The organism is Paenibacillus lactis, from assembly GCF_017873605.1.
Taxonomy (GTDB): domain Bacteria; phylum Bacillota; class Bacilli; order Paenibacillales; family Paenibacillaceae; genus Paenibacillus_AQ; species Paenibacillus_AQ lactis.
Genome location: NZ_JAGGKI010000016.1, coordinates 99727 through 122651 on the forward strand (window position 1 = coordinate 99727; position 22925 = coordinate 122651).

The window sequence follows — 22925 nt, forward strand, 5'->3', positions numbered from 1 at the left end:
CCCCCTATTCGTTCTTCGACTTCGGATCCAGCGCATCGTTAAGTCCATCGCCGATCAGGTTGAACGCGAGAACCGTCAAGAAGATGAGCAGACCCGGAAAATATACGATGTGCGGTGCGATGCTTAAATAATCGCGTCCCATACTGAGCATCGCGCCCCAGTCCGGCTCCGTCGGCTTGGCGCCAAGCCCGAGGAAGCTGAGGGAGGACGCCGCGAGAATGGCTCCGCCGATCTTCATCGAAACGTTGACGATGATACTCGGAACCGTTTCAGGGAAGATATGCTTCCAGATGATCCGGTTGTTTTTCGCGCCCATCGAGCGGGCAGCTTCGACGTACAGCGATTCTTTCGCGGACAGCGTCACGCTTCGGATAATTCGGGCGAAGGAAGGCGTTCCGAATACCGCTACCGCAATGACCACATTGGACAAGCCCGGACCGAGAATCGCCACGATGCCGATTGCCAGAAGCAGATCCGGGAAGGAGAACATAACGTCGCTTCCGCGCATGATCAGGCGGTCAATCCAGCCGCCGTAATAGCCGCTGATAAGCCCCAAAATCGTACCGGCAATAGCCGAAATAAATACGGCGCTCAGGCTGACCGACATCGTCAGCCGGGTTCCGTCGATCAGACGGCTGAGAATATCCCGTCCGTATTCATCGGTCCCTGCCCAGTGCGCAGCCGAAGGGCCTTGCATCATTGCATCATAGTTCGGCTCATTCGGAGGATATGGAACAATATGCGGGCCGATGACGGCCAGCACCAGCAATATCAAGATGAACACGCCGGATACGACGGCAAGCTTTTGCTTCATAAACTTGGATACAAACGTGCTGAACTTCCCTTTGACCGGGCTGTTCACCACAGCCTCCCCCGGTACGGAGGATGAATGGACCGTTACTGAAGAATTGTCGCTCATGAGCTCCCCCTCCTATTTCGATGCATACCGGATTTTTGGATTCAGTACACCGTATAATAAATCGACAATCAGGTTAATCAGAATAAATTCGGTCGCAAACATCAGGAGCAGCGCCTGAATGACCGTATAATCCCGGAACGCGATCGAATCGACCAGCAGCCGGCCCATTCCCGGAATACTGAATACGGTCTCGACCATGACCGAGCCCCCGAGCAAAAAGCCGAATTGAAGCCCGGCTACCGTAACGACCTGAATCAAGGAATTGCGCAGCGCGTGTCTTCCGACAACGACGAATTCCCGCAGACCCTTCGCCCGTCCGGTCCGGACATAATCCTCACGCATCGATTCAAGCATCGACGTGCGGGAGTACCGTGCGAGCATGGACATAATTCCCGCACCGAGCGTGAACGAAGGAAGAATATACGATTGCCAGCTGTCAACGCCGCCGGTTGGGAACCAGCCCAGCTCGACGGAGAAGATTTGAATCAGAACGAGACCCAGCCAGAAGCCCGGCAGGGAGATTCCCGAAATGGCAGTGAGCATCCCGAGGTAATCCGGCCATTTGCCGCGATTGACGGCGGACACGATCCCGATCAAGAGTCCGATGACCAGCGCCCAGCCAAGACTCGTAAACGTTAGCACGATCGTCGGAAAAAACCGGCTTTCCAGCATATCCACGACCGGCAGTCCGGAGGTAATGGAAACACCCAGGTCACCCTTCAACAGATCACCCATATAGTTAACATATTGCTGCCACAGCGGCAGATTTAGTCCCAGCTGCTCCCGTATCCCGTTGATCTCCTCAAGGGTGGCTTCCTTACCTGCGACAAGCCGTGCCGGGTCTCCGGGAATCAGGTGAATAAACATGAACACAAGTATCGACACAATGAATAACAGAGGGATGACACCCAGCAGCCTCTGAATTGCATATCTTCCCAAAGGATAAGCCTCCTTTCAACATGCCAGCCTTAAAAATAAATGGGCCGCTTCCTTATCATCAAAAGAGGCGGCCCACCCTAGTTCAACATTTCAGCAAACCCGTGCTGCCAGAATTACTTCACTTCGGCATTCAATACATTGATCGAGCCGTCAGGGAATACTTTCACGCCGTCCAGATAAGCGCGTTTACCTGTAATGACTTGGTCAACGCCCAGGAACACCCATGGAGCGTCTTCCCAGATTTGCTTCTGGATATTGGCATAGATTTCTTTAGCTTCGTCCGGATTAACCGATGCGTTTGCATCCTTGATCCATTGATCGACATTATCATTTTTGTAATATGCGGTGTTGGAGCCTGCAGGCGGGAAGAACTCGCTGCTGAACAGACCTTTCGTCGCACCGTCCGCATCGCCGGAAGAAGGAGACCAGCTCACGTACCACATTTGGATTTTCGCATTTTCCGGCGTAGCCGAGTTGATCTGATCGGACAAGGTCGCGCCTTCCATCGATTTCACTTCAACCTTAATGCCGACAAGCGCAAGCTGCTGCTGAATAAACTGCATGCCCTTCATCGTCTCGGAATCGTTCTCGCCCCAGATCTCGGCTTCGAATCCGTCCGGATATCCCGCTTCCGCGAGCAGCGCCTTTGCTTTCTCCGGATCATAGTCATAACCGGATTGCTCCGAATAGTACTGGGTCATGGAGGACATGGAAGACTTCAGCTTAGATCCAAGACCGGATTTAACAACCTTGATATAGGCATCCTTATCGATTGCATAGTTGATCGCTTGACGAACCTTCAGATCGTCATACGGCTTCTTCATCGTGTTCAGCGTGATATAGCGAACGATCGTCGAATCGATTTTATCCACCACAATGTTGGAATCGCCTTCGACCTCGGATACTTGCTCCGTCGGCATCGGGTAGATGAAGTCCGCTTCGCCGGTCTTCAGCATGGCAATTCGGGAACCGTTCTCCGGTACAGGCTTGAACGTGATGCTGTCCACCTTCGGAAGCCCTTCCTGCCAGTATTCTTCATTCTTCACGACAACCAAACGATCGCCTTGAACCCATTCCTTGAACTTGTATGCGCCTGTTCCTACCGCATTCTTCGTTACATCCACGCCGTCTTTAAGCGCTTTAGGGCTGATCATGAGCGCCATGGCGGTTTTGTTCAGGAATGCGCTGTACGGCTGGCTAAGCGTTATGACAACCGTATTCTCATCCGGTGTTTTCACGTCGGATACCGTCGAGAAGCTACGGCGCATTCTGAGATTGTTCTTTTCGTCCAGTATGCGATCCAGGTTAGCTTTTACAGCTTCGGCATTGAAGTCGGTGCCGTCATGGAATTTCACGTTTTTACGAAGATTAAACGTATAAGTCAGACCGTCTTCGCTGACTTTGTAATCTTCAGCCAAGACCGGAACGAGTTCCATCTTTTCATTGAAACCCATCAAGCCTTCGTACATCGTGCGCGCACCGGAGATCGAGTGCGTATCGCCGGCATTATGCGGATCCATCGTGAGGAAATTGGCGTTGATCGCGATGGTGATATCCTTGTTGTTTTTCGTCACCGGTTTGCTTTCCCCGCCGGCGTTGCTGGCCCCTTCACTGCTTCCGCTGCCTTTGCCGCCGCAAGCTGATGCTACGATTGTAAATGCAAGCAACAGCATGAGCAGTGACCATGTTCTACTCTTGAATCTCATTGTTTACTCCCCCTTTGATGTAGTAAAGAATCTATAGATTCACTCGGCATGCCCTGGAATGGATCGAGGAGCACCCGAATTCCTCACCCTTTATTTGCTGCATTCAAATACGCACCCTTTATTTGTTCCATTCAAATACGGCGCGGCGCTCACCTACAAGCGTTCCACCATCGTTGAAAATTTCGTTCGGCACGAGCTCGTACAGCCGGTCGATCGTGGCTTGGTTGCTATAACCCAGCCGCTCCAAAATGGTCGCGATGATGCATGGCCATACCTGCTCGGAACCGTCGGATACCTTAAGGGAAATCGCCAATCGTTCCTTCCGAAGCCCGATGCCGTATACTCCTTTAGCACCGCCCTTGGCAGTCAGGTTGTCATCCTTCAAAAGTGCAGAGCATACGAATTTCGTGTCTGCGATGATATCGGGGTATTCGTTCATCACCTTCGCGATCCTTGCTGCAGCTTCTGCCGTCTCCGGGTCCCGGATCAAATCCGGACAAGCGAGCTTCAAGAATGAATAGGCGATCCGGTCCAGCGGAATCGCGAAGATCGGCAGGCCGCAGCCGTCAATCCCTTGCGGGATGGAGGATACCGGAACTTCCGCGATATCGGCGAGCGTTTCAAGGATTTCCTTTTGCAGCGGGTGCTCGGGTTGGTAATACGTCGCTTCATCCCAGCCCATATGCTTGCACAATGCAATCATTCCGCTATGCTTGCCGGAGCAGTTGTGGAAAATCCGGCGCTTCGCCTCATGGTTCTGATGGCGCTCGGCCTTCGCATCCTCGTTCAAGGGGTATGTAGCGCAGCAGTGGAGCGCGTCCTCCTGGATGCCAATTTTGCCCATGAGCGATTCAAGGGCATCAATGTGGAAGCTCTCTCCCCGGTGGGAAGCCGCAAACAGAGCCGTCTCCTCGCCGGTCAGTCCGTATACTTCGTCAATGCGGCGCTTCATAGCCGGCAGTGCTTGAAAAGGCTTTGCAGCAGAGCGCAAAAACGTCATATGATGGGGATCGCCTGCCGCATAGAGCACCTTCCCGCTTTCATCGACGACGCTCACCGCGCCGTAATGGACATTTTCCAGCACATTGCCGCGGTATTCCTCTACCAATGGAACAAATCTCATGATTATTTCCCCCGATCTCCTGATGAATTAATTCAATTGAAAATAACGATCCTGCGCCACCATACCCGAGCCGATCATGACGCCTTCCTCATGCAGCTTGGAACGGACGATGGAAAAGCTGCCCTGAAGCGGCTCCCACACATACCTCGAGCAAAGGTTGACGATCTCTTCATGCACCTCCGGGAACTTGTCCAGGATTTCGCCGCTCAGGATGACGCTGTCCGGGTTGTACATGCTGACCACGTTATTGACCGTGATGGCCATATACGCAAGGGCGCGATCGATTAAGTAGCAGGCCCAGTGAGTACCCGCACGCCGCTCGGCAAACAGCTCCTCGATCGTGCGGACCGGCTTGATTTTACTCGCTTCGGACAATAGGGACGGGATGTTGATATACGTCTGCAAACAACCGGCCTTTCCGCAGTCGCACATCATGCCCTCCGGGTCCACCGTCGTATGCCCGATTTCCCCCGCGCTGTTCGTCACCCCGCGATAGATTTCGCCTTCAAGAATCAAGGCAGAGCCGACGCCATTACCAAAGCCGAGGAGAACCGTCCGATTCGAACCATAGGCGGAGCCCTTCAACTGTTCGGCTAGGGCCTTTACCTTCAACTCATTGTCCACGACAGCCTGAAACCCGGTCACGTCCTGAAGCAGGTCGGCGAGGCCGATATTCTTCCAGCCCAGCTGTACGGAGAATTTAACAATCCCCTCCTGGACCTCGATGATGCCGGGAAGCCCGACGCCGATGCCCACGATGCGCTTGCGGTCGATGCCGCCAGTCGCAATCAGATCCTCGATCGTGCTTCCAATCCTCGCTACGGTCGTGCTCGCCTCCTCGTTCGGCGGTCTGCTGAAACTCTCGCTGCACAGAACGTTTCCTTGGATATCGACGAATCCGATATTCGCCCGATCACGGTCCAGTTCCACGCCAATCGAAATAACCGCGGTATCCAGCAGTCGGATGAGCGAGGATTTTCTTCCGCGCCCGGCGGAAACCTGCTCCTCCGTTTCGTGCACATATCCCTCATCCGTCAGTTCGGCTACAATCCGGCTGACGGTCGTCGGGCTCATGCCCGTCTGCTTCGCAATGGCTGCTCTTGAAATCGGCTGTTCATTCTTGATGATCTGGAACACCGTAAGTCTGTTCTGCCGCTTCATAAAATCCTGGTCATGCTTTTTCATGAAGACATCCCCTATTTAATTTCATCAATAGATTAATTAGCGCATTCTTCCAACTTATTAGGTGGTTAATCATCAAAAATCTGTGTTAAATATCATATTTTTCATTTTTATTCTCCAGTGATGATATTAATAATAAAATGTCATTTGTGAATGTGTCAATATATATGACACATTTAATTTTCCTCAAATTTTTATTACCAATGTAAGCATTTCAATTTTACTCTGAAAAAACACAGCTCTCCTGTACGGATACATTTGGTTTTTACAGGCGTACAATATGACATGTACCTAACATAACGATTTTCAAAAAAGCGAAGGTCACTATCGGAAATATCAAAATTAATCCACTGAAGAAATGAATTCTAAGAACAGCGGTCTGATCCAGCGGCGGGGAACTCCAGCTGCTTTCCGTTGAGCCTTGTCCATTAAGTGTTATGGTGTGAGTTGGCTTGCGTGTCTAATTGCGGTGGCGTCGGGGAAGTGAGTGGGTCGTTTTTTGGGTTGGCGCATATTGGGCTTGTTGTTTGGGTTGTTGTTTGGGTTGTTGTTTTAGTTATTGAATATGGGGCTGGTGTTTTGATACTGCTGTTTAGGGAGCGGTTATACGGGGCATTAGATGGGTATTGAAGGGAATTTCTGAAATAACACGTTGGAACACACAAAGCAGGGACGCAGTAGATGTCCAATACCGTGCGATTAGGACGATCTATTGCTAATCTATGTCTTTCTTCATCATCCTCGCTCCTCCTTGAACGATTATGATTGATACCGTTCCTTCTGAACCGTATCAACCAGTGTTGGCTATAAGTCAAACAAACCCTGAGCTGAGCATGAAATCCATAAATATCGCAATTTTGTTTGCTTATGTATATAGAAACACCAGATAGCGTTCCCTTATGCGAAACGTTAATCGTTTATCAAAAAAACCTATTTAAGCGAAAAAAAAGGCATAGAAGACTCTTTTCCATGTTTTTTTCTATGAAGGGGCCACCCCATACTAATGGGCGGCCTTCGCTTTTCAACAAGCTAGCCCAACCGAAGGTCAGGGCGAGCCCCCACACCCCCAGCGAAGGTTTGAGGATAGCCGATCCTTTGGAAGTCCGTTTCTACTGCTTTACTTTTCCATTCCGGAAACGGACGTACAATAAAGCAGATATCTCCAAGCCTGAGCCCAAAAAATGGCCACCCATTCAAGGGTGGCCTGTCTCGCACTTGCCTTTGGTTTGTGCGCCCTACCGAAGGTCAGGACGCGGTCCCGAACCCTCCAGCGGAGGTTTGAGAATAGCCGATCCTTTGGGAGTCCGTTTCTACTGCTTACTATTCCATTCCGGAAACGGACGAACAACAGAGCGGATATCTCCAAGCCTCAGCGCCAAAAATGGCCACCTCATTCAAGGTGGCCTGTCTCGCACTTGCCTTTGGTTTGCTCGCCCTACCGAAGGTCAGGGCGCGGTCCCAACCCCCCAGCGAAGGTTTGAGGATAGCCGATCCTTTGGGAGTCCGTTTCTACTGCTTACTATTCCATTCCGGAAACGGACGAACAACAGAGCGGATAGCCTCAAACCGGAGCGACTTACTTGCTCCTATAATACTCAACCGCTTTATCAAAATAATGCTTCTGATCCTCGGGCAAATCCTCGAAATAATAGATCGCCGCCACCGGGCAGGCAGCCTCGCAGGCGCCGCAGGAGATGCAAATGTCCGTATCGATATAGAATTGGTCGTCGCCTTCCTCGATACAGTCTACAGGGCACACATCAACGCATTCTCCCGCCTTCTCTTCAATACAAGCCGATCCAATGACATACATCGGTTATTCCACCTTCCCATGTGTGATCATTCATCCATGATTCGTCCGGTCGAAATCTGCTGCAAAATCATAAATCTACAATTTCCATACTTTGTATACTAAAATATATCATAATTATGTAGGGAGCATAGCCGAATGTCAATCGGCCCGCACCCGACGGATGCCGAAAATCCAGGCGAATCGGTTGACTTCTATCCACCAAAGACATAAGATGAGACATATTGCTTTCATCTCAATCAACACAGCTGTGGAAGCTACTCATCGAGAATCAAGGCGGTGATTATTATGGAACAAGAAGTCGCTTACAGCACACGCGAATATATCATGCAATTATTAAAAATAAACGGCGAGCTGAGCACAAAGTCCATTACCGAGGCGCTCGGAATTACCGGAATGGCGGTTCGGCGCCATCTGGAGAGCTTAAAGAATGAAGGCTATATTACATTTCGAACGGTGAAGCAGCCCATGGGCAGACCCGTTTCCCTATACAGTCTTACCGAATCTGCGGAGGATTTCTTCCCTAGAAACTATCATTCCCTCGCCCTGGACCTGCTCCAAGAGCTGCAGGATGAGGCAGGAGATGAGATGATCTCTCTGCTGTTCGATAAGCGGAAAGAGACGCTGCGAAGCAAATATTCGCCTACCGTCGCTGCGGACGCATTAGAGGAACGGGTCGCGGCGCTTGCGCAAATTCAGAATGACAACGGGTACATGGTTGAATATAAAAAGGTCGCCGAAGAAGAGTTCATTCTCGAGGAATTAAACTGCCCCATCTCTCAGGTCGCAAGCCGCTATCAGCATGCCTGCCGCTGCGAGCTGGACTTATTCCGGTCACTGCTCGGGGCAGATGTGGAGCGTACCGAATGCCTGGCCAAAGGCGGCAAAAAATGCGTGTACCACATACGCAACAAGCAGCATGAAGCGCAAACGTAATATCCATTCTTGCCACGAGGCGACCCGTCCATACAGGATGGGTCGTTCTTTTTTTATATCGCCCTGTACGCGAATCCTCTCACCCCGATAGAGCCCTTAACCCAAGGCTCGTACATCTTCTTGCTTTATTTTATTCCCGAAATAACCGATTATGAATCAGCATCTACAATTCCAGTACAAGCAGCCGGTCATCCCGTTCACCAGGCACGCCCCGTCCATCCGTATTATTGGTAATCACATAGATTCGGCCGTCCTGCACCTTCACATCCCGAAGTCTTCCCTCGCCCGCCAGCACCGTTTCAAGCTCGGCCTTATCCGGATCAAACCGGTACAGCTTGCTGCCTCGCAGAGTAGCGACATACAGTAAATCCTGCTTGTCGAACGCCACACCTGAAGGGGCTAATGCAGTTTCGCCAGTGTGGTATACCGGCTGTTCCATGCCGCTCTCCCTCGCGTCGCCTATCATCGCAGGCCATCCGTAATTGGCGCCGGCGGCGATTTTATTGATTTCATCGTGCCCACCAGGGGTCCCAGAAGGTCCGTGCTCGGAACTATACAGCTCTCCGTCGGAATTCCAGTCAAGGCCCTGTGCATTACGATGCCCGAACGAGTATACATAGGAATCCGGCATAGGATTATCGGCTGGAACCGAGCCGTCCGGCGAGATTCGGAGGATTTTCCCCGCCAGGCTCTCCGGATCCTGCGCCAGCTCGCCATTACCTGCATCTCCGGTCGTGATGTAGAGGAAGCCGTCCGGACCGATCGCGATTCTTCCGCCATTATGCACATTGGATCCCGGGATGTCCTCGATGAGAGCATCCGTCTCCTTCCACGCCGCTGCATTCTCTTGAAGAAGCACCAACCGATTCTTGACCGCCCCATCCTGTTCATACGTATGATAGGCATAGGCCGCGTTGGATTCCTCGTAATCGGGTGCAAGGACGAAACCAAGCAGACCGCCTTCGCCAATGGAGGCAATCGGCTTGCTCGTGACTACAGGCAGTCTCGATAAATCGCCATCCCGGATTTGAACGATATTCCCTTCCCGTTCGCTAAGAAAGATGACCTCCCCATGAAAATCGATGGCCCACGGCGTTTCCAAATACTCGGCAAGCACTTTGTAAGAAACGTCAGTACCACGCTCAACGTTTCCCCTACGTTCTTCCCCTCCCGAAGACGGGGGAGCGGAACTGCCCGAGCATGCCGTCATCAGCAGCATAATCGCCGTAATCAAGACATACGGTATGAAAACATATCGTTTCATCGCACCACTCCTCTGCTCTTATAAGTCTGGGACGATCGCAGTCTGAATGCCTCCTTCAGATTCGGCAATCGAGTGGAGCACAATCTCCTCATCGCTGAACAACTCGGTTGTTCCGCCCGCGGCGTAACGTCGTTCATGACCGCGGCCGGTAATGATGATGCGGTCCTCATCCCCTGCCATCTCCACCGCTCGCTGGATCGCTTCTTTACGGTTCAGAACGACTTCCCAATTGATCGATTCCCGGGCATTCAGACCGTCCAGCATCTCCGCCAGGATGACCTCCGGATCCTCTGAAAACGGATTATCTGTCGTAAAAAACACATAGTCACTATGCGAGGCGGCGATATCGGCCATGATGGGCCGCTTCAGCCGGTCTCGCTCCCCTCTGCACCCGAGGACACAGATCATTTTGCCCGAGGTAATGGATCTTGCCGACTGCAGAGCGGCCTTGAGCCCGTCGGGATTATGGGCATAGTCGACCACGACCCGAAAGCTCTTATTGGTTTGTATTTCTTGAAAACGGCCCTGAACTCCTGCAAATTGCTCAAGACTGTGCCGAATGTCCTCCAAATGAATCCCTTCCACTAAACTGACGGCGATCGCTGCCAGCGCGTTATAGACATTGTACATTCCTTGGACCTTCAGAGAAAAACGCCCGTCTCCCCAAGGAGAACGGACCATAAAGCTGCATCCCTCCGAAGCGTGGCGGATATCCTCGGCGCGTATATGTGCAGGCTGCTTTATGCCGTAGGTCACGACCTGCGCCGATGTTCGCTTCGCATAATACGCAGATGCCTCGTCGTCGGCGTTCAGCACGGCTTTCTTCTGCATATCCCGGCTGCTGTTGCCCAATTGGGAGAAGAGGAGCTCCTTCGTGTTGCGGTAGCTGTCCATATTCAAATGATAGTCCAGATGATCATGGGACAAATTCGTAAACACGACGGTTTGAAAATCAGATCCCCGCACCCGCCCCAGATCCAAACCGTGCGAGGACACTTCCAGGACGGCATATTCCGCTCCACGCGCAGCCATGGCATGGAAATACCGCTGGAGCTGGATCGTATCCGGCGTCGTATTGAGAGTGGGCTCAGCATGCTCGCCTATCCGCATATACAACGTGCCGATAATGCCTGTTTTTCGCCCACAGTCATTCAATACCTTTTCCACCATATGGGTGGTCGTCGTCTTGCCGTTTGTCCCTGTAATGCCGATTAGTTTAAGTCTTCCGGTAGGATTGCCAAAAAAAGCGTTCGCGAGAATCGGCAGCGCACGGCGCACATCCGGGACCTTGATACAGGTCACATCCGCAGGGAGATCCGGCAGGTCCTGCTCCGCAACGACAGCAACCGCCCCATTCGTAACGGCATCGCGAGCATAGTCATGTCCGTCGACACGAAATCCGGGCACGCAAATGAACAGACCTCCCGGCTTTATATTGCGGGAGTCGGTATCCAGATTCGTTATCTCTAGCGAAGTAGTGCCGGTAATCGTCTTCAGAATCAGCCCGTCCGTCAATGATTTCAGATTCATGCAAGGCTCCTCGTCTCGTGATGGTATCGTGTCCTATAGGATGTAGAATTAGCGACGAGATATGCGTTTAGTCTAACATTTCTAAATAACCTAACCTTCCGCATAGAAATTGAAACATCATCCGTAAGCGTTTCCAATGGTTAAGAGGGTTATCGCGCATTCGTACAGAACTTTTTAGGTATGAACGAATACATCAACAAACACGGTCATATCCAGAATTCAATACGAAAGGAAGATGAGCATGGGGTTGTTCGCAGGTGATTTGCTTAAGGAAAAGGTTGTTTTGATTACAGGCGGAGCTACCGGACTGGGCCGTTCAATGGGAGAGACCTTCGCGAAGCTCGGGGCCCGGCTCGCCCTATGCGGACGCCGCGAAGAACGGTTAAAGCAGACTGCCGAGGATTTCAGAGGCCAAGGGCTCGAGGTATGGTATAAGACCTGTGACGTGAGGGATCCCGCCCAAATCGCCGAGCTTGTGGACGCTGCCGAAGCGCATTACGGGAGGATCGACGTGCTCGTCAACAATGCGGCCGGCAATTTCATCAGTCCGACCGAACGCTTGTCGCCGCGGGCCGTCGATGCCGTGCTTAATATCGTCCTGCACGGTACCTTCTATGCTACGCTCGAAGTTGGCAAACGTTGGATCGATCAAGGCCATCCGGGAACAATGCTTAACATTGTAACCACCTACGCATCGACCGGATCAGGCTATGTCGTTCCTTCCGCCGCCGCGAAGGCAGGCGTCCTTGCGCTCACCCGTTCACTGGCAGTGGAATGGGCCCCATACGGAATACGACAGGTCGCAGTCGCACCGGGACCTTTTCCGACGGAGGGGGCTTGGTCCAGGCTTTCCCCCACGCCCGAGCTTGAGCAGAAGCTGGTGGATCGCGTTCCTCTCCGCAGGGTCGGCCGTCCGAAGGAGCTCGCCGATCTGGCCGCTTATCTGATCTCGGACCATGCGTCCTATATCAACGGTGAGGTCATAACCATCGATGGCGGTGAGTGGCTGCAGGGTGCCGGGCAGTTCAACGCGTTGTCCGAGGTTACGAGCGAGCAATGGGATAAGCTGGCCGAGCTGACGCGGAAAGGAAAGTAATCCACTTCTTTTTCTGCCTCGGATGGACAGGAGCAAACACCAAATGTACCGAATCGGCGTACCCTAATATATGATCCTTGTCCTTGCGGCGGGTAAATCGTATCGGCCAGCACACAACCGTCCCGCGGCCAGAAATCCTTGGCCCTCCCGCTCGCCGCATCGGCTGATCGGTTATCAGGACCTCACAATCCTTAAAGGCGGTGAAACATCTTGAAGAAGGTTTGGATCGATGCCGGACACGGAGGTAAGGATCCGGGCGCCACTGCCAACGGGTTGCAGGAGAAGGATATTGTGCTTGCATTATCTCTTGCCGTCAAAAAAAGACTGGAATCCGAATATGACGGCGTGAAGGTATTCCTCTCCCGCTCTACCGATGTTTTTGTTGAACTGCCGGACCGGACCGCTGCAGCCAATCGGGAGAAAGCGGATATTCTCGTGTCCATTCACTGCAATGCCGGCGGCGGCTCCGGAGGATTTGAAAGCTATCGGTACCCTCATGCTTCCGCAGCTTCAACCGCATTTCATAATGTGCTTCATTCAGAAATCATGTCGGCATTGAAGCCGCTGGGGATAACGGATCGCGGGCAAAAGACCAAAAACCTCCACATGCTTCGCGAAAGCGCTATGCCTGCAGTCCTCACGGAGAATCTGTTTGTAGACGTTGCAGCGGATGCTGCCCTATTGAAACGGCAGGAGGTTATGAGCGCTTTGGCGGCCGGCCATACGGCTGGGATTGCTAAGGCTTTGGGACTTCAGCGAAAAGGAGGGAATCAGGTGGATCAACCGGGACGCGATATTCATGTGGTAAGTCCCTGGGCAGCCGCGGCTTGGGATGAGATGACCAAGAACGGTTATTTTGACGGAAGCCGGCCGGGCGCACCGATTACGCGGGAGGAATGCGCCATTGTGTTCAACCGATTACGCAAAGATATCCTGTCCATGATGTCTGGAAGTCAGGAGCAGCTTAAGGCGCTGGAGAAACGTCTGCAAGACCTGGAGGACGAAAAATAAACGATTGGACTGCAAAGAGGCTGTCCCGGGTTCATTCTTCCGGGAACAGCCTCTTGTCAATGAGTCGATTTGAATCGATTGCTTGCGTTGGTTGAACCACGCACAACCTAAGACCATGTGTCATCCATCTAGAAGCTGGCCAACGGCATGGGCGCCTCAAACGGCCGCCTATGCATCGGAATCATCATCCACCAATATCGCAAACACGATTCCAGGGCCGTGAACGCCGATCGTGAGATCATTCTCGATGTCGGCGGATCGGCTCGGTCCGGATATAAAATGAATGCCTGCAGGCAGCTGCTCCCGCCCCGCTTCATCAAAACGCACCAGAATCTCGCCTAACCGGGTAACCATCCGGTCAACCGGTACGATCGCCATCAGGACGGTAGGCAGCAAACTGACGGATCTCCCCTTGGCCGGCGAAGACGTAACGACGAGCGAACCGGTATAAGCGGCCGCATAATCCGCCATGACGATTCCGATATCGGAGCGGGATGCAACGGCCCGCCAATTCTCATCTTGATCCTCGTTCCAGCTGCGTACGATAGCATCCGGAAGCGACGACGCAAGGTTTAATGTGGAGAGCTCCACTTCGTCGTTGATCAGGATCGATCCCGCGCTCATCTCGGAAGCTTTATCCACGATAAACGTTGACGCCTCCGCCCGGTTTTTCACCCTCACTACATGACCGCCGGCGGCTTCAAAATTCGCCGTAAACTGGCGAATGCGGTCCTCAATCGGCAATTGGAATTCCTTCCAGAAATCCGGCGCGCCCCGGAACGGATGCTTCGGCCTTGTCCGAACCCGCTCCCGGCCCAATTTAGCGGCGATGCCGTCCATAAAAGTCTCCTGCTTCGCCCGCGACCGGGCTTCCAGTCGCTTCAGCCACTCGTCAGGCTGTACTGGATTCGTCATTGACCATGCCCTCCGTTCTTTCGCTGGTCCATCAGCTTACTGAGCCTGTCGGCCACTTCAGGGTTCATCGGTGCGGACTCGCTGTACAGCTCCTGTTCAACCTTCGACCAGCGGTCCCGGAATGAATCCTTCGGCAGCTCCGGGGTCACCCGGTACGTATTCCATCCCTTCAACGGCCCGATTCGGGCACGAATCTCACCGTTGCGAACGACGAGCTTCTGACCGAGCTTACCCAGCCGGACGACATTTCGGTACCGCTTCGCATTCCCCATCACGACCGAGAAGCCTTTCATTCCCAGCGTCTCCGCCTTGTTCCCGCGCCCGGCCTCGACCTTCCTTCTGCGCAGGTAGACAAGCATATCATGCAGCGGAATCTTGACCGGACACGCCTCATAGCAGGCTCCGCACAGACTTGAAGCATTGGCGATATCGTCCCATTCCGCGACGTTCTTCTTCAATGCCGGCGTCAGCACGGCGCCGATCGGACCGCTGTAAGTGCCGCCATAAGCATGACCGCCAATATGCCGGTATACCGGACAAGCATTCAGGCAGGCTCCGCACCGGATGCAATTCAGCAGCTCCTGAAATTCCGGATCGCCCAGCTGAAGGGATCGGCCGTTATCGATAATGATGATGTGCATCTGATCCGGTCCGTCCGCATCCTGCTCCCTCCGCGGTCCCGTAATCCCCGACATATAGACGGTCAGCTTCTGGCCCGTCGCCGATCTTGGCAGCAATGTCGCCATCACTTCAAGGTCTGACCAGGAAGGAATGATCCGCTCCATCCCCATCAGGGTGATCTGCGTTTTCGGAACGGTCGTGACCATCCTTGCATTCCCTTCATTCTCGAACAGCACCATCGAACCGGTCTCCGCGATCGCGAAATTGCAGCCGGTCATACCGATATCCGCCGCCAAAAACTTCTCGCGCAGCTTCGTTCTGACAAAGCCGGCCAATACCGCCGTGTCCGCAGGCAAATCCTCTCCCGCTTCCCGGGACAGCAGTCCTGCGATTTGATGCCGATTTTTATGAATGGCCGGGATAATGATATGGGAAGGCGTTTCATTCGCCAGCTGGATAATGTACTCTCCAAGGTCTGTTTCAATCGCCTCCACGCCGATGGAATCGAGCGCCTGATTGAGATGCAGCTCCTCCGAAACCATTGACTTCGATTTCACTACCGACTTCGCGGATGCATGCTTAGCGATTTCAAGAGAGATCGCAACGGCTTCCTCGGCCGTATCGGCAAAATGGACATGAGCGCCGTTCGCCCGGGCGTTCTCCGCAAACTCATTCAAGTAGTAATCCAGATGAGCGATCGTATGCAGTCGGATCTGCCGCCCACGCTCACGCCAATCGTCCCAGTTGCCATGCTCCTCCGCTGCCAGCTTCTTGCCTAGCCGGAGCCGCTCGGTCGTAAACCGGACCGCGCTGCGCAGAAAATCGTTTCCTAAAGCATCGCGGGCACGCTCCTTTACCGTCTGACCTTTCTCAGCCGCGCTCATGGACGCTCACCCCCTCATACAGCAGCTCCGCCAGATGCATCACCCGAACCTTTTCTCCCCGATGCCGCAGATTGCCTGCAATATTCAGCAGGCAGGCCATATCCAGGCCGACAAGCACTTCGGCTTCCGTTTCCAGCACGTGGTCGCTCTTCTCGGTTACCATCGCACCGGAAATGTCGGCCATCTTCACGGCAAAGGTGCCTCCGAAGCCGCAGCAATCTTCAGCATAGGGCAGCGGAACCAGCTCTAAGCCCTTAACGCCGTTTAAGAGGCGAATCGGCTCATCCTTGATGCCTAACAAGCGGCTGCCGTGACAGGAAGGATGATACGTAACTTTATACGGAAAATAAGCGCCTACATCCGAGATGCCCATGACGTCGACCAGGAACTGCGAAAATTCATAGACTTTGGATTGAAGCGCTTTCGCTTTCTCCAGGTATTCGGCATCTCCCTTGAACAGCTCCGAATAATGGTGGATCATATACGTGCACGAGCCCGAAGGGGCAACCACAAAATCGCTGTCTTCAAAAGCATCGAGTATGGTGCGCGCAGAAGTTCGCGCATCGTCCCAATACCCGCTGTTAAAGGCCGGTTGACCGCAGCAGGTCTGAATATCCGGAAATTCCAGCTTAACGCCGTATTTCGCCAGCAGCCGGGTCATGGACTCAGCCGCCCGCGGGAACAAAGCGTCGCTGAGGCATGTGACAAATAATGATATTTTCAACTTCCTCCACCCCGCTTAGCACACATTATGATGTATAAAAAATGACTCTGCCGAGTCGAATGATCGAGAAAGCCCCCCTTGCGGGGGACTGTATGACATGGGCCGTACGGAACAAGCCGATCAAGACTAAACCGATCGAAACGAGATGCCCAGCGCTTGATAGGGCTCTGCCTCGTGATCCGGCAGCCGGCGGTCCGTGATGATCATGTGCACCTGCGACAGATCGGCAACCTGGGTAAAAGCCTGAACGCCGAATTTGCTGGCATCGGCCAAGACAATGGCCTGATCGGTCATGCCCATCATTTTATGCTTGATTCTGGCCTGAAGCTCGTTGGATTCGCTGAGCCCCCGTTCCAAATGAACGCCTTTGCAGGAGAGAAACGCTTTATCCACGTAATACGCATCCAGCGACCGTTCCGCAAGCGGCCCTACAAATGACAGCGAACGATGGGCCAAAATGCCGCCGGTCGAGATGACCTGCACCTTCTCCTTGGCGCTAAGCTCAGCCGCCACCTTGATGGAGTTGGTCAGCACGGTCAGCGGGATATCCGGAATAATCCGGGCCATATACCACGCGGTCGAGCTCGCATCCAGCAGGATCCGGTCGTTCGGCGAAATCAAGGTTACCGCTTCCTCCGCGATCCGCTGCTTCTCCGCCGCATTCATAATTTCCCGTTCCGCGTACGGCACCTCCGGTTGCGACCGATGAATTTCCGGTTGATCCTTCACGCTGACCGCGCCCCCGTGCGAACGGCGCAGGCGTCCCGATTCCTCCAGCCGGTCCAAATCCCGGCGAATCGTCTCCTCCGTCACGCCGCATATCCGGCTAAGTTCCGCAACACGGATGCTTCCTCTCTCGTTGACCAACTGTACAATTTTCTCATATCGTTCAGCAACCAGCATGAAACCGCCCTCATCCTTACTATTGTTGTATTGTGTTCCCTCCGGTTCTTTGCTTGAACAAACCGTAGGCTTCTTCCCATAACGGGACATCCGCAGGCTCATATACGCGAACCTCGAAGGAGTCTCTAATTACGGCACGAGCCTCCCAAATATCCGAAAGCTCGCCAAGCGAAATCCATTGCACCGCCATATTGCCGGCGGCGCTCCCTTCCGCAGGACCGGCCCATACCGGCTTGCCGATCGCATTCGCCGTCCACTGGCACAACGATTCGTTGTGAATGCCGCCGCCGACCATATGCAGCCCCTTGAAGGCTTGACCGGACAGCGCCTCGGTCAATTCCAGCACCTGCCGGTAACGCAGCGCCAAACTCTCCATAATGCATCGTACGATTGCGCCTGGGGTTTGCGGCGGCTTCTGGTTGGTTCGAGCCGCATATTCCCTGATCCGTTTCGGCATGTCTCCGGCCGGCAGAAACACCGGGTCGTCCGGATCGATAAAGCAGGCGAATGCAGGCTCCGCTTCTGCCATCATAACCAATTCGGAATACGAGTACAATACGCCCTCGAGCTCCCAAGAACGCTTCGCTTCCTGCAAAATCCACAGCCCCATGATATTTTTGAGCAGGCGGAATGTGCCGTAGACGCCCCCTTCGTTCGTAAAGTTCAGCTCCCTTGCCCTTTCGGTCAGGACCGGTCTCTCAACCTCCGTCCCCATCAGGGACCAGGTTCCGCAGCTCAGATACGCGAAGGAACGTTCCAGCGCCGGAACGGCTGCGACGGCAGAGGCGGTATCATGCTCCGCAACCGCGTAGACCGGTATCGAAGGAAGCCCGAGCTCGCCGGTTACGGATTCGCGCAGCTTGCCGGCCATCGTCCCCGGCTGAAGCACGGATTGAAAGATGTTTGAAGGCAGGTGCAGCTTCCTGAGTAATTCGTCGTCCCATCCGCGGGCTACGGGATTATACAGCTGGGTCGTCGTGGCGTTCGTAAACTCGCTGACCATCTCTCCGGTAAGGAAATACCGGAGGAGATCGGGAATCATCAGGAAGCTGCCGGCTTCCTGAAGCAGAAATGGCCTTAACTGCTGAATGGAAACGAGCTGGTAAATGGAATTGAACGGGAGAAATTGAATTCCTGTCCGGCTGAAGATCTCGGCAGGCGGGATTTCGCGGAACACCCGCTCCATGACCCCTTCCGTGGCCGGATCCCGATAGTGGTAAGGGTTCATGAGCAGCTCGCCCCGGGCATCAAGGAGGCCGAAGTCGACCGCCCATGAATCGACGCCGATGCTGGCAGGCAGTTCCTGTTCCCCTTTTGCCCGGAGCAGTCCCTGCTTAATCTCGTGATAAAGCCTTAGAATATCCCACTGAAACCGGTCACCGACGCGAACCGGATCATTCGGAAACCGGTGGATCTCCTTCATTTCGATGGTCCGGCTATTCAGCCGCCCGAGCATCGCTCTGCCGCTGCTTGCTCCTAAGTCAAACGCAAGAACGCTCACCTATCCCAAGCCTCCTTCTGGTCCCGTTGTAGACTTTTTCTTGAGAACGCTATCACTATTTCGGTCCATAGCTGTTTAATTATACTGATTTCACTGCAGCATGCCGCATCCCTTTATCGCTTCAGCAGCACATCCTGCTCATAACGCTTGACTTCGGCAAGCCATTCCTCCCGAACAGGTACGCCCATCTTCTCGCAGTAATAATCCCAGACGGCTCCGAACGGATACGATTTGAACTCTTCCATTAAAGCCAGGCGTGTGGTGTAATCGCCATCCAGCTCCGCCTGCTTCAGCTTCTCGGTCGGCTCCAGCTTTGCTCTCAGCAGCGCTTTGATCGTATTGCGCGTTCCGATCACCCAGGCAGCAATTCGATTGATGCTTCCATCGAAGAAATCCAAGCCGATATGCGTCGTTGGCAGCAAATGATTCCGCACGAGCTCTCTTCCAATCTCCAGCAGCTCGTCGTCCATAATGACGACATGATCGCTGTCCCAGCGCATCGGGCGGCTAACATGAAGCAGAATGCCGTCCGTGAACAGCGCTAAAGATGACAGCTTCCCGGCGATTCCTTCCGTCGGGTGGAAATGGCCTGCATCCAGGCAGATCAGCTTGTTATTGCGCATTCCGTACCCCATGTAAAACTCATGGGATCCGACGACATACGCCTCTGAGCCGATACCGAACAGCTTGCTCTCCACCGCATCCAGATTCCAGGCCGGATTCAGCTCTTCGGCGAAAATCTCGTCCAGCGCATCCTTGAGCCGCTGTCTTGGAGCCATCCTATCAACCGGAACATCCTTGTAACCGTCCGGAACCCAGATGTTCGTGACGCAGGTCTGCCCCAGCTGCTCGCCGAAATAGGCGCCGATCCGCCGGGAAGCCTTGCAATGGTCAATCCAGAATTGACGGATTTCCGGATCCGGGTGACTTAGCGTAAAGCCGTCCTTGGACTTGTCGTGGGAGAAGCACGTTGGGTTAAAGTCCAGACCGATGCCCTGTTCCTTCGCCCAATCCACCCATTTTTGAAAATGTCTGGGCTCCAATTGATCCAAGTCAACGCTTTCATCCGTGTCCGCATAAATGGCGTGCAAATTGACCTTGTGCGTCCCCGGTATCATGGACATCGCCTTGGTCAGATCGGCCCGCAGCTCTTCCGGCGTGCTTGCGGCGCCCGGATACTCGCCCGTAACGGAGATGCCGCCCGACAATTCCTGGTCGCGGAACAAAAAGCCGCGCACATCGTCTCCCTGCCAGCAGTGAATGGATATTTTGATGTCCGAGAGCTCGGCAAGCGCCTGGTCCACATCGATGCCGTGGGATGCGTACTGCTTCTTCGCCTCTTCATAATTCCGTGCAATATCCTGCCTCATCTTGGTACCTCCCGCCTCATAAAAAGATAAGGTCAGCAGGGGACAAGCCCCTGCTTCCTTTCATGGCCGTGCCTGAACGGCCTGGATGCTTCACCAAGGAGTCCAGCTTGTTGCCTTCTGTCTGATCAGCGAGTAAATGCGGCAGGAACCCCGCCATCGATCGTCAGCATGCATCCGGTAGTCTTTAAGGATTTCGACGAAGCGAAGAAGGCGATGCCTTCAGCGATGTCCTGCGGATAAATATTAACCAGCAGCGTGGTGCGCTTGCGGTAATGCTCCTCGAGCTGATCCGGCTCGATGCCGTAAGCGGCCGCCCGCTCGTTTCTCCAGTTCGAGTTCCAGATCGCCGAGCCCTGCAGGATGGCATCCGGCAAAATGGTATTTACCCGGATGCCGTACTCTCCGCCCTCGGCCGCGATGCAGCGTGCCAAGTGCGCCTCCAGCGCTTTCGCGGAGCTGTAGGCAGTCACGTTCTTGCCGGCATAGATGGAGTTCTTGGAGCCGATGAACACCATGCTGCCTCCGATGCCTTGTACCTTCATAAGCTTGAAGGCCTCTCTGGCTACGAGGAAATATCCGGTCCCAAGTACATTCATATTCAGGTTCCATTCCTTCAACGACGTCTCATCGAGCGGACTTGATGTCGCAAGACCTGCATTGTTCACGATGATATCCACACCGCCGTACGTCAAGGAAGTTTCATGATAGGCCTGCTGCACCGCGGATTCGTCGGTTACGTCCATTTTTACGGCAATGGCACGGCCATCGCCGTATGCCGCATTAATCTCTTCCGCAACCTTCTGCGCGCCTTCCAGATTCAAATCGGCCAGCACGACATGCGCCCCCTCGGCGACGAGCCTGCGAGCCGCTGCGCTGCCGATGCCGCCGGCACCGCCGGTAATGAATGCCACTTGCCGGGAGAATTCCGCCTCGGCCGGAGCAAGGGTCAGCTTGTAAAGCTCCAGCGGCCAATATTCCACGTTGTAGGATTCATTTTCGCTCAGGGAGACGAATTCACCCAGCGCTGTCGCCCCGCGCATCACCGCAATGGCACGGTGGTAAAGCGCGCCGCTGACCTGGGACATCGCCCAGCTCTTGCCGGTATTAATCATGCCGAGCCCCGGGATGAGGATAACGCGTGGGGCGGCTTCGAACATGACGTCCCCTTCGTGCCGGTTCCGTTCAAAATAAGCCTGATACTGCTCCTTGTACGCCGCAATTCCAGCTACAAGCTTCTCTTGCAGCCCTTGGGCGTCATCCGCATCCGGCGTCCAATCGATAAAGAGCGGAACCACCTTCGTATGAACCAGATGATCGGGACAAGCTGCACCGACCTGAGACAGCTTCGGCGAATCGCTGCCGCATACGAAATCCAGCACATCATCCTGGTCGTCGAAGGTCAGGATCATCTTCTTGCTGTCGCTCACCGCGCCGCGAATAGCTGGCATGATCTCGCCGGCAATGCGTCTGCGGACGTCCTGAGGCAGAGGAGCAAACTTCCGTCCGCCGAACAGCTTGCTGTCATCGATCCGCGCCTCGATATACGCCTCCGCCTCGCTTATAATCCGTATTGTTTGGGCGTAGCATGCTTCGGATGTATCTCCCCAGGTAACGAGGCCGTGCTTCTCCATCAATACGAGCTCGGCTTTCGGATTGGCGAGCACGCCCTCGGCAATCATCTTGGAGAGGGTGAAGCCAGGACGTACATACGGCACCCACACAAACCGGTCTCCGAAAATTTCCTGCGCGATTTCTTTGCCGTTATGTGCGCAGCACAAGCTGATAATGGCGTCCGGATGGGTATGATCCACATGCGGAAACGGAAGGAAAGCATGCAGCAGCGTTTCGATGGAAGGCCGAGGGTCCTTGGCATCGACCATGCAGTGACCAAGATATGCGACCATTTCTTCATCCGTCATCGACTCGCGTTCAAACAGCGGCCGGATGTCTTCCATTCGCAGACCTGTGAAATTGCCCGCTTTCATCGTGGCAAGGTCGGAACCGCTTCCCTTGACATACATAACTTCAACGTCTTTGCCGCGGAAATCCTTAATCGTTGTTTTGCTTGACGTGTTACCACCGCCCCAATTACAGACACGGCGGTCGGCGCCGATCAGATTCGAGCGGTAAACAAGCTCCTCACGCGTATTCTGCGCCTGCTGCGCCTTCGAATGTTCCCATAAGCTCTGTACCATGAAAACTTCCCCTCCGATTCATGTCTTCGATTGCTTTGTATTTGCCCTCATCTTATCATGTTTGTTTGTTTTTGAATAGTTTGTTTTCAAAAATAAACAAAGATTCTTGTTTTGTTTTTTTGTGAAATTTTCTGAAAAAGCAATAAACCCAAATCCACACCTGCCTAATCCACCTGCCCCCTAAGTCAACATTCAGCACCCATTCAAAAATCAATCCGAATATGCGGAACAGCCGCTTTATAAAAAGACGCAACTTATAAAAACGGAGCTTTAAAAAAAATAGAAAAAGCTGCCCG

General features: G+C 53.6%; 18 protein-coding genes. 3 read left to right on the forward strand and 15 right to left on the reverse strand.

The features are described from left to right. Window positions 1-4 precede the first annotated feature (4 nt). The 6 genes from J2Z18_RS23745 to J2Z18_RS23770 all read right to left on the reverse strand — a co-directional run bounded on the left by J2Z18_RS23745 (window position 5) and on the right by J2Z18_RS23770 (window position 7682). Entirely contained in the window at window positions 5-919 is a 915-nt protein-coding gene (locus J2Z18_RS23745) for an ABC transporter permease (protein ID WP_007128493.1), read from the reverse strand. A 12-nt stretch (window positions 920-931) separates the two neighbouring features. Continuing rightward, entirely contained in the window at window positions 932-1858 is a 927-nt protein-coding gene (locus J2Z18_RS23750) for an ABC transporter permease subunit (protein ID WP_007128494.1), read from the reverse strand. A gap of 113 nt (window positions 1859-1971) precedes the next feature. Continuing rightward, on the reverse strand, window positions 1972-3564 hold the full coding sequence (locus tag J2Z18_RS23755) for a glutathione ABC transporter substrate-binding protein (protein ID WP_007128495.1): 1593 nt from the start codon (window positions 3562-3564) through the stop codon (window positions 1972-1974). A gap of 118 nt (window positions 3565-3682) precedes the next feature. Beyond that, the gene (locus J2Z18_RS23760) at window positions 3683-4687 is read right to left on the reverse strand and encodes an asparaginase (protein WP_210095457.1); all 1005 of its coding nucleotides are present in this window, start codon (window positions 4685-4687) and stop codon (window positions 3683-3685) included. A gap of 27 nt (window positions 4688-4714) precedes the next feature. Beyond that, entirely contained in the window at window positions 4715-5872 is a 1158-nt protein-coding gene (locus J2Z18_RS23765) for an ROK family transcriptional regulator (protein WP_210095458.1), read from the reverse strand. 1573 nt (window positions 5873-7445) lie between these two features. Further along, entirely contained in the window at window positions 7446-7682 is a 237-nt protein-coding gene (locus tag J2Z18_RS23770; protein ID WP_007128499.1) for a ferredoxin family protein, read from the reverse strand. Between the two features lie 285 nt (window positions 7683-7967). Here J2Z18_RS23770 and J2Z18_RS23775 point away from each other — a divergent pair, with 285 nt between their 5' ends. After that, window positions 7968-8615 carry a helix-turn-helix transcriptional regulator gene (locus J2Z18_RS23775; RefSeq protein WP_007128500.1) on the forward strand — a complete coding sequence of 216 codons (648 nt, stop codon included), beginning with the start codon at window positions 7968-7970 and terminating at the stop codon, window positions 8613-8615. Between the two features lie 163 nt (window positions 8616-8778). Here the strand turns inward: J2Z18_RS23775 and J2Z18_RS23780 are convergent, their stop codons facing one another. Both J2Z18_RS23780 and J2Z18_RS23785 read right to left on the reverse strand, forming a co-directional pair. Continuing rightward, the gene (locus J2Z18_RS23780; RefSeq protein WP_007128501.1) at window positions 8779-9879 is read right to left on the reverse strand and encodes a PQQ-dependent sugar dehydrogenase; all 1101 of its coding nucleotides are present in this window, start codon (window positions 9877-9879) and stop codon (window positions 8779-8781) included. Window positions 9880-9897: 18 nt separating this feature from the next. After that, the gene (locus J2Z18_RS23785) at window positions 9898-11409 is read right to left on the reverse strand and encodes a UDP-N-acetylmuramoyl-L-alanyl-D-glutamate--2,6-diaminopimelate ligase (protein ID WP_210095459.1); all 1512 of its coding nucleotides are present in this window, start codon (window positions 11407-11409) and stop codon (window positions 9898-9900) included. A gap of 241 nt (window positions 11410-11650) precedes the next feature. Here J2Z18_RS23785 and J2Z18_RS23790 point away from each other — a divergent pair, with 241 nt between their 5' ends. Then, window positions 11651-12505 carry an SDR family oxidoreductase gene (locus tag J2Z18_RS23790; protein WP_007128503.1) on the forward strand — a complete coding sequence of 285 codons (855 nt, stop codon included), beginning with the start codon at window positions 11651-11653 and terminating at the stop codon, window positions 12503-12505. A 210-nt stretch (window positions 12506-12715) separates the two neighbouring features. Then, window positions 12716-13516 (forward strand): N-acetylmuramoyl-L-alanine amidase, encoded by an 801-nt coding sequence (locus J2Z18_RS23795; RefSeq protein ID WP_007128504.1) that lies wholly within the window; start codon window positions 12716-12718, stop codon window positions 13514-13516. A 168-nt stretch (window positions 13517-13684) separates the two neighbouring features. Here the strand turns inward: J2Z18_RS23795 and J2Z18_RS23800 are convergent, their stop codons facing one another. The 7 genes from J2Z18_RS23800 to J2Z18_RS23830 all read right to left on the reverse strand — a co-directional run bounded on the left by J2Z18_RS23800 (window position 13685) and on the right by J2Z18_RS23830 (window position 22629). Next, window positions 13685-14431: a LutC/YkgG family protein gene (locus J2Z18_RS23800; RefSeq protein ID WP_007128505.1), complete on the reverse strand. Its 747-nt coding sequence runs from the start codon at window positions 14429-14431 to the stop codon at window positions 13685-13687. Next, a complete protein-coding gene (locus tag J2Z18_RS23805; RefSeq protein ID WP_007128506.1) occupies window positions 14428-15936 on the reverse strand; it encodes a LutB/LldF family L-lactate oxidation iron-sulfur protein in 1509 nt (502 codons plus the stop codon). Before J2Z18_RS23805 ends, J2Z18_RS23800 begins: the two co-directional genes overlap by 4 nt. Beyond that, complete coding sequence (locus J2Z18_RS23810) at window positions 15923-16660, reverse strand: (Fe-S)-binding protein (RefSeq protein ID WP_007128507.1); 738 nt, start codon at window positions 16658-16660, stop codon at window positions 15923-15925. Before J2Z18_RS23810 ends, J2Z18_RS23805 begins: the two co-directional genes overlap by 14 nt. A gap of 126 nt (window positions 16661-16786) precedes the next feature. Then, window positions 16787-17563: a rhamnose catabolism operon transcriptional regulator RhaR gene (gene rhaR, locus J2Z18_RS23815; RefSeq protein ID WP_007128508.1), complete on the reverse strand. Its 777-nt coding sequence runs from the start codon at window positions 17561-17563 to the stop codon at window positions 16787-16789. 19 nt (window positions 17564-17582) lie between these two features. Further along, window positions 17583-19064 carry a rhamnulokinase gene (locus tag J2Z18_RS23820; protein WP_210095460.1) on the reverse strand — a complete coding sequence of 494 codons (1482 nt, stop codon included), beginning with the start codon at window positions 19062-19064 and terminating at the stop codon, window positions 17583-17585. 113 nt (window positions 19065-19177) lie between these two features. Next, window positions 19178-20434 carry an L-rhamnose isomerase gene (gene rhaA / locus J2Z18_RS23825; protein ID WP_007128510.1) on the reverse strand — a complete coding sequence of 419 codons (1257 nt, stop codon included), beginning with the start codon at window positions 20432-20434 and terminating at the stop codon, window positions 19178-19180. A gap of 125 nt (window positions 20435-20559) precedes the next feature. After that, on the reverse strand, window positions 20560-22629 hold the full coding sequence (locus tag J2Z18_RS23830; protein ID WP_007128511.1) for a bifunctional rhamnulose-1-phosphate aldolase/short-chain dehydrogenase: 2070 nt from the start codon (window positions 22627-22629) through the stop codon (window positions 20560-20562). Window positions 22630-22925 lie beyond the last annotated feature (296 nt).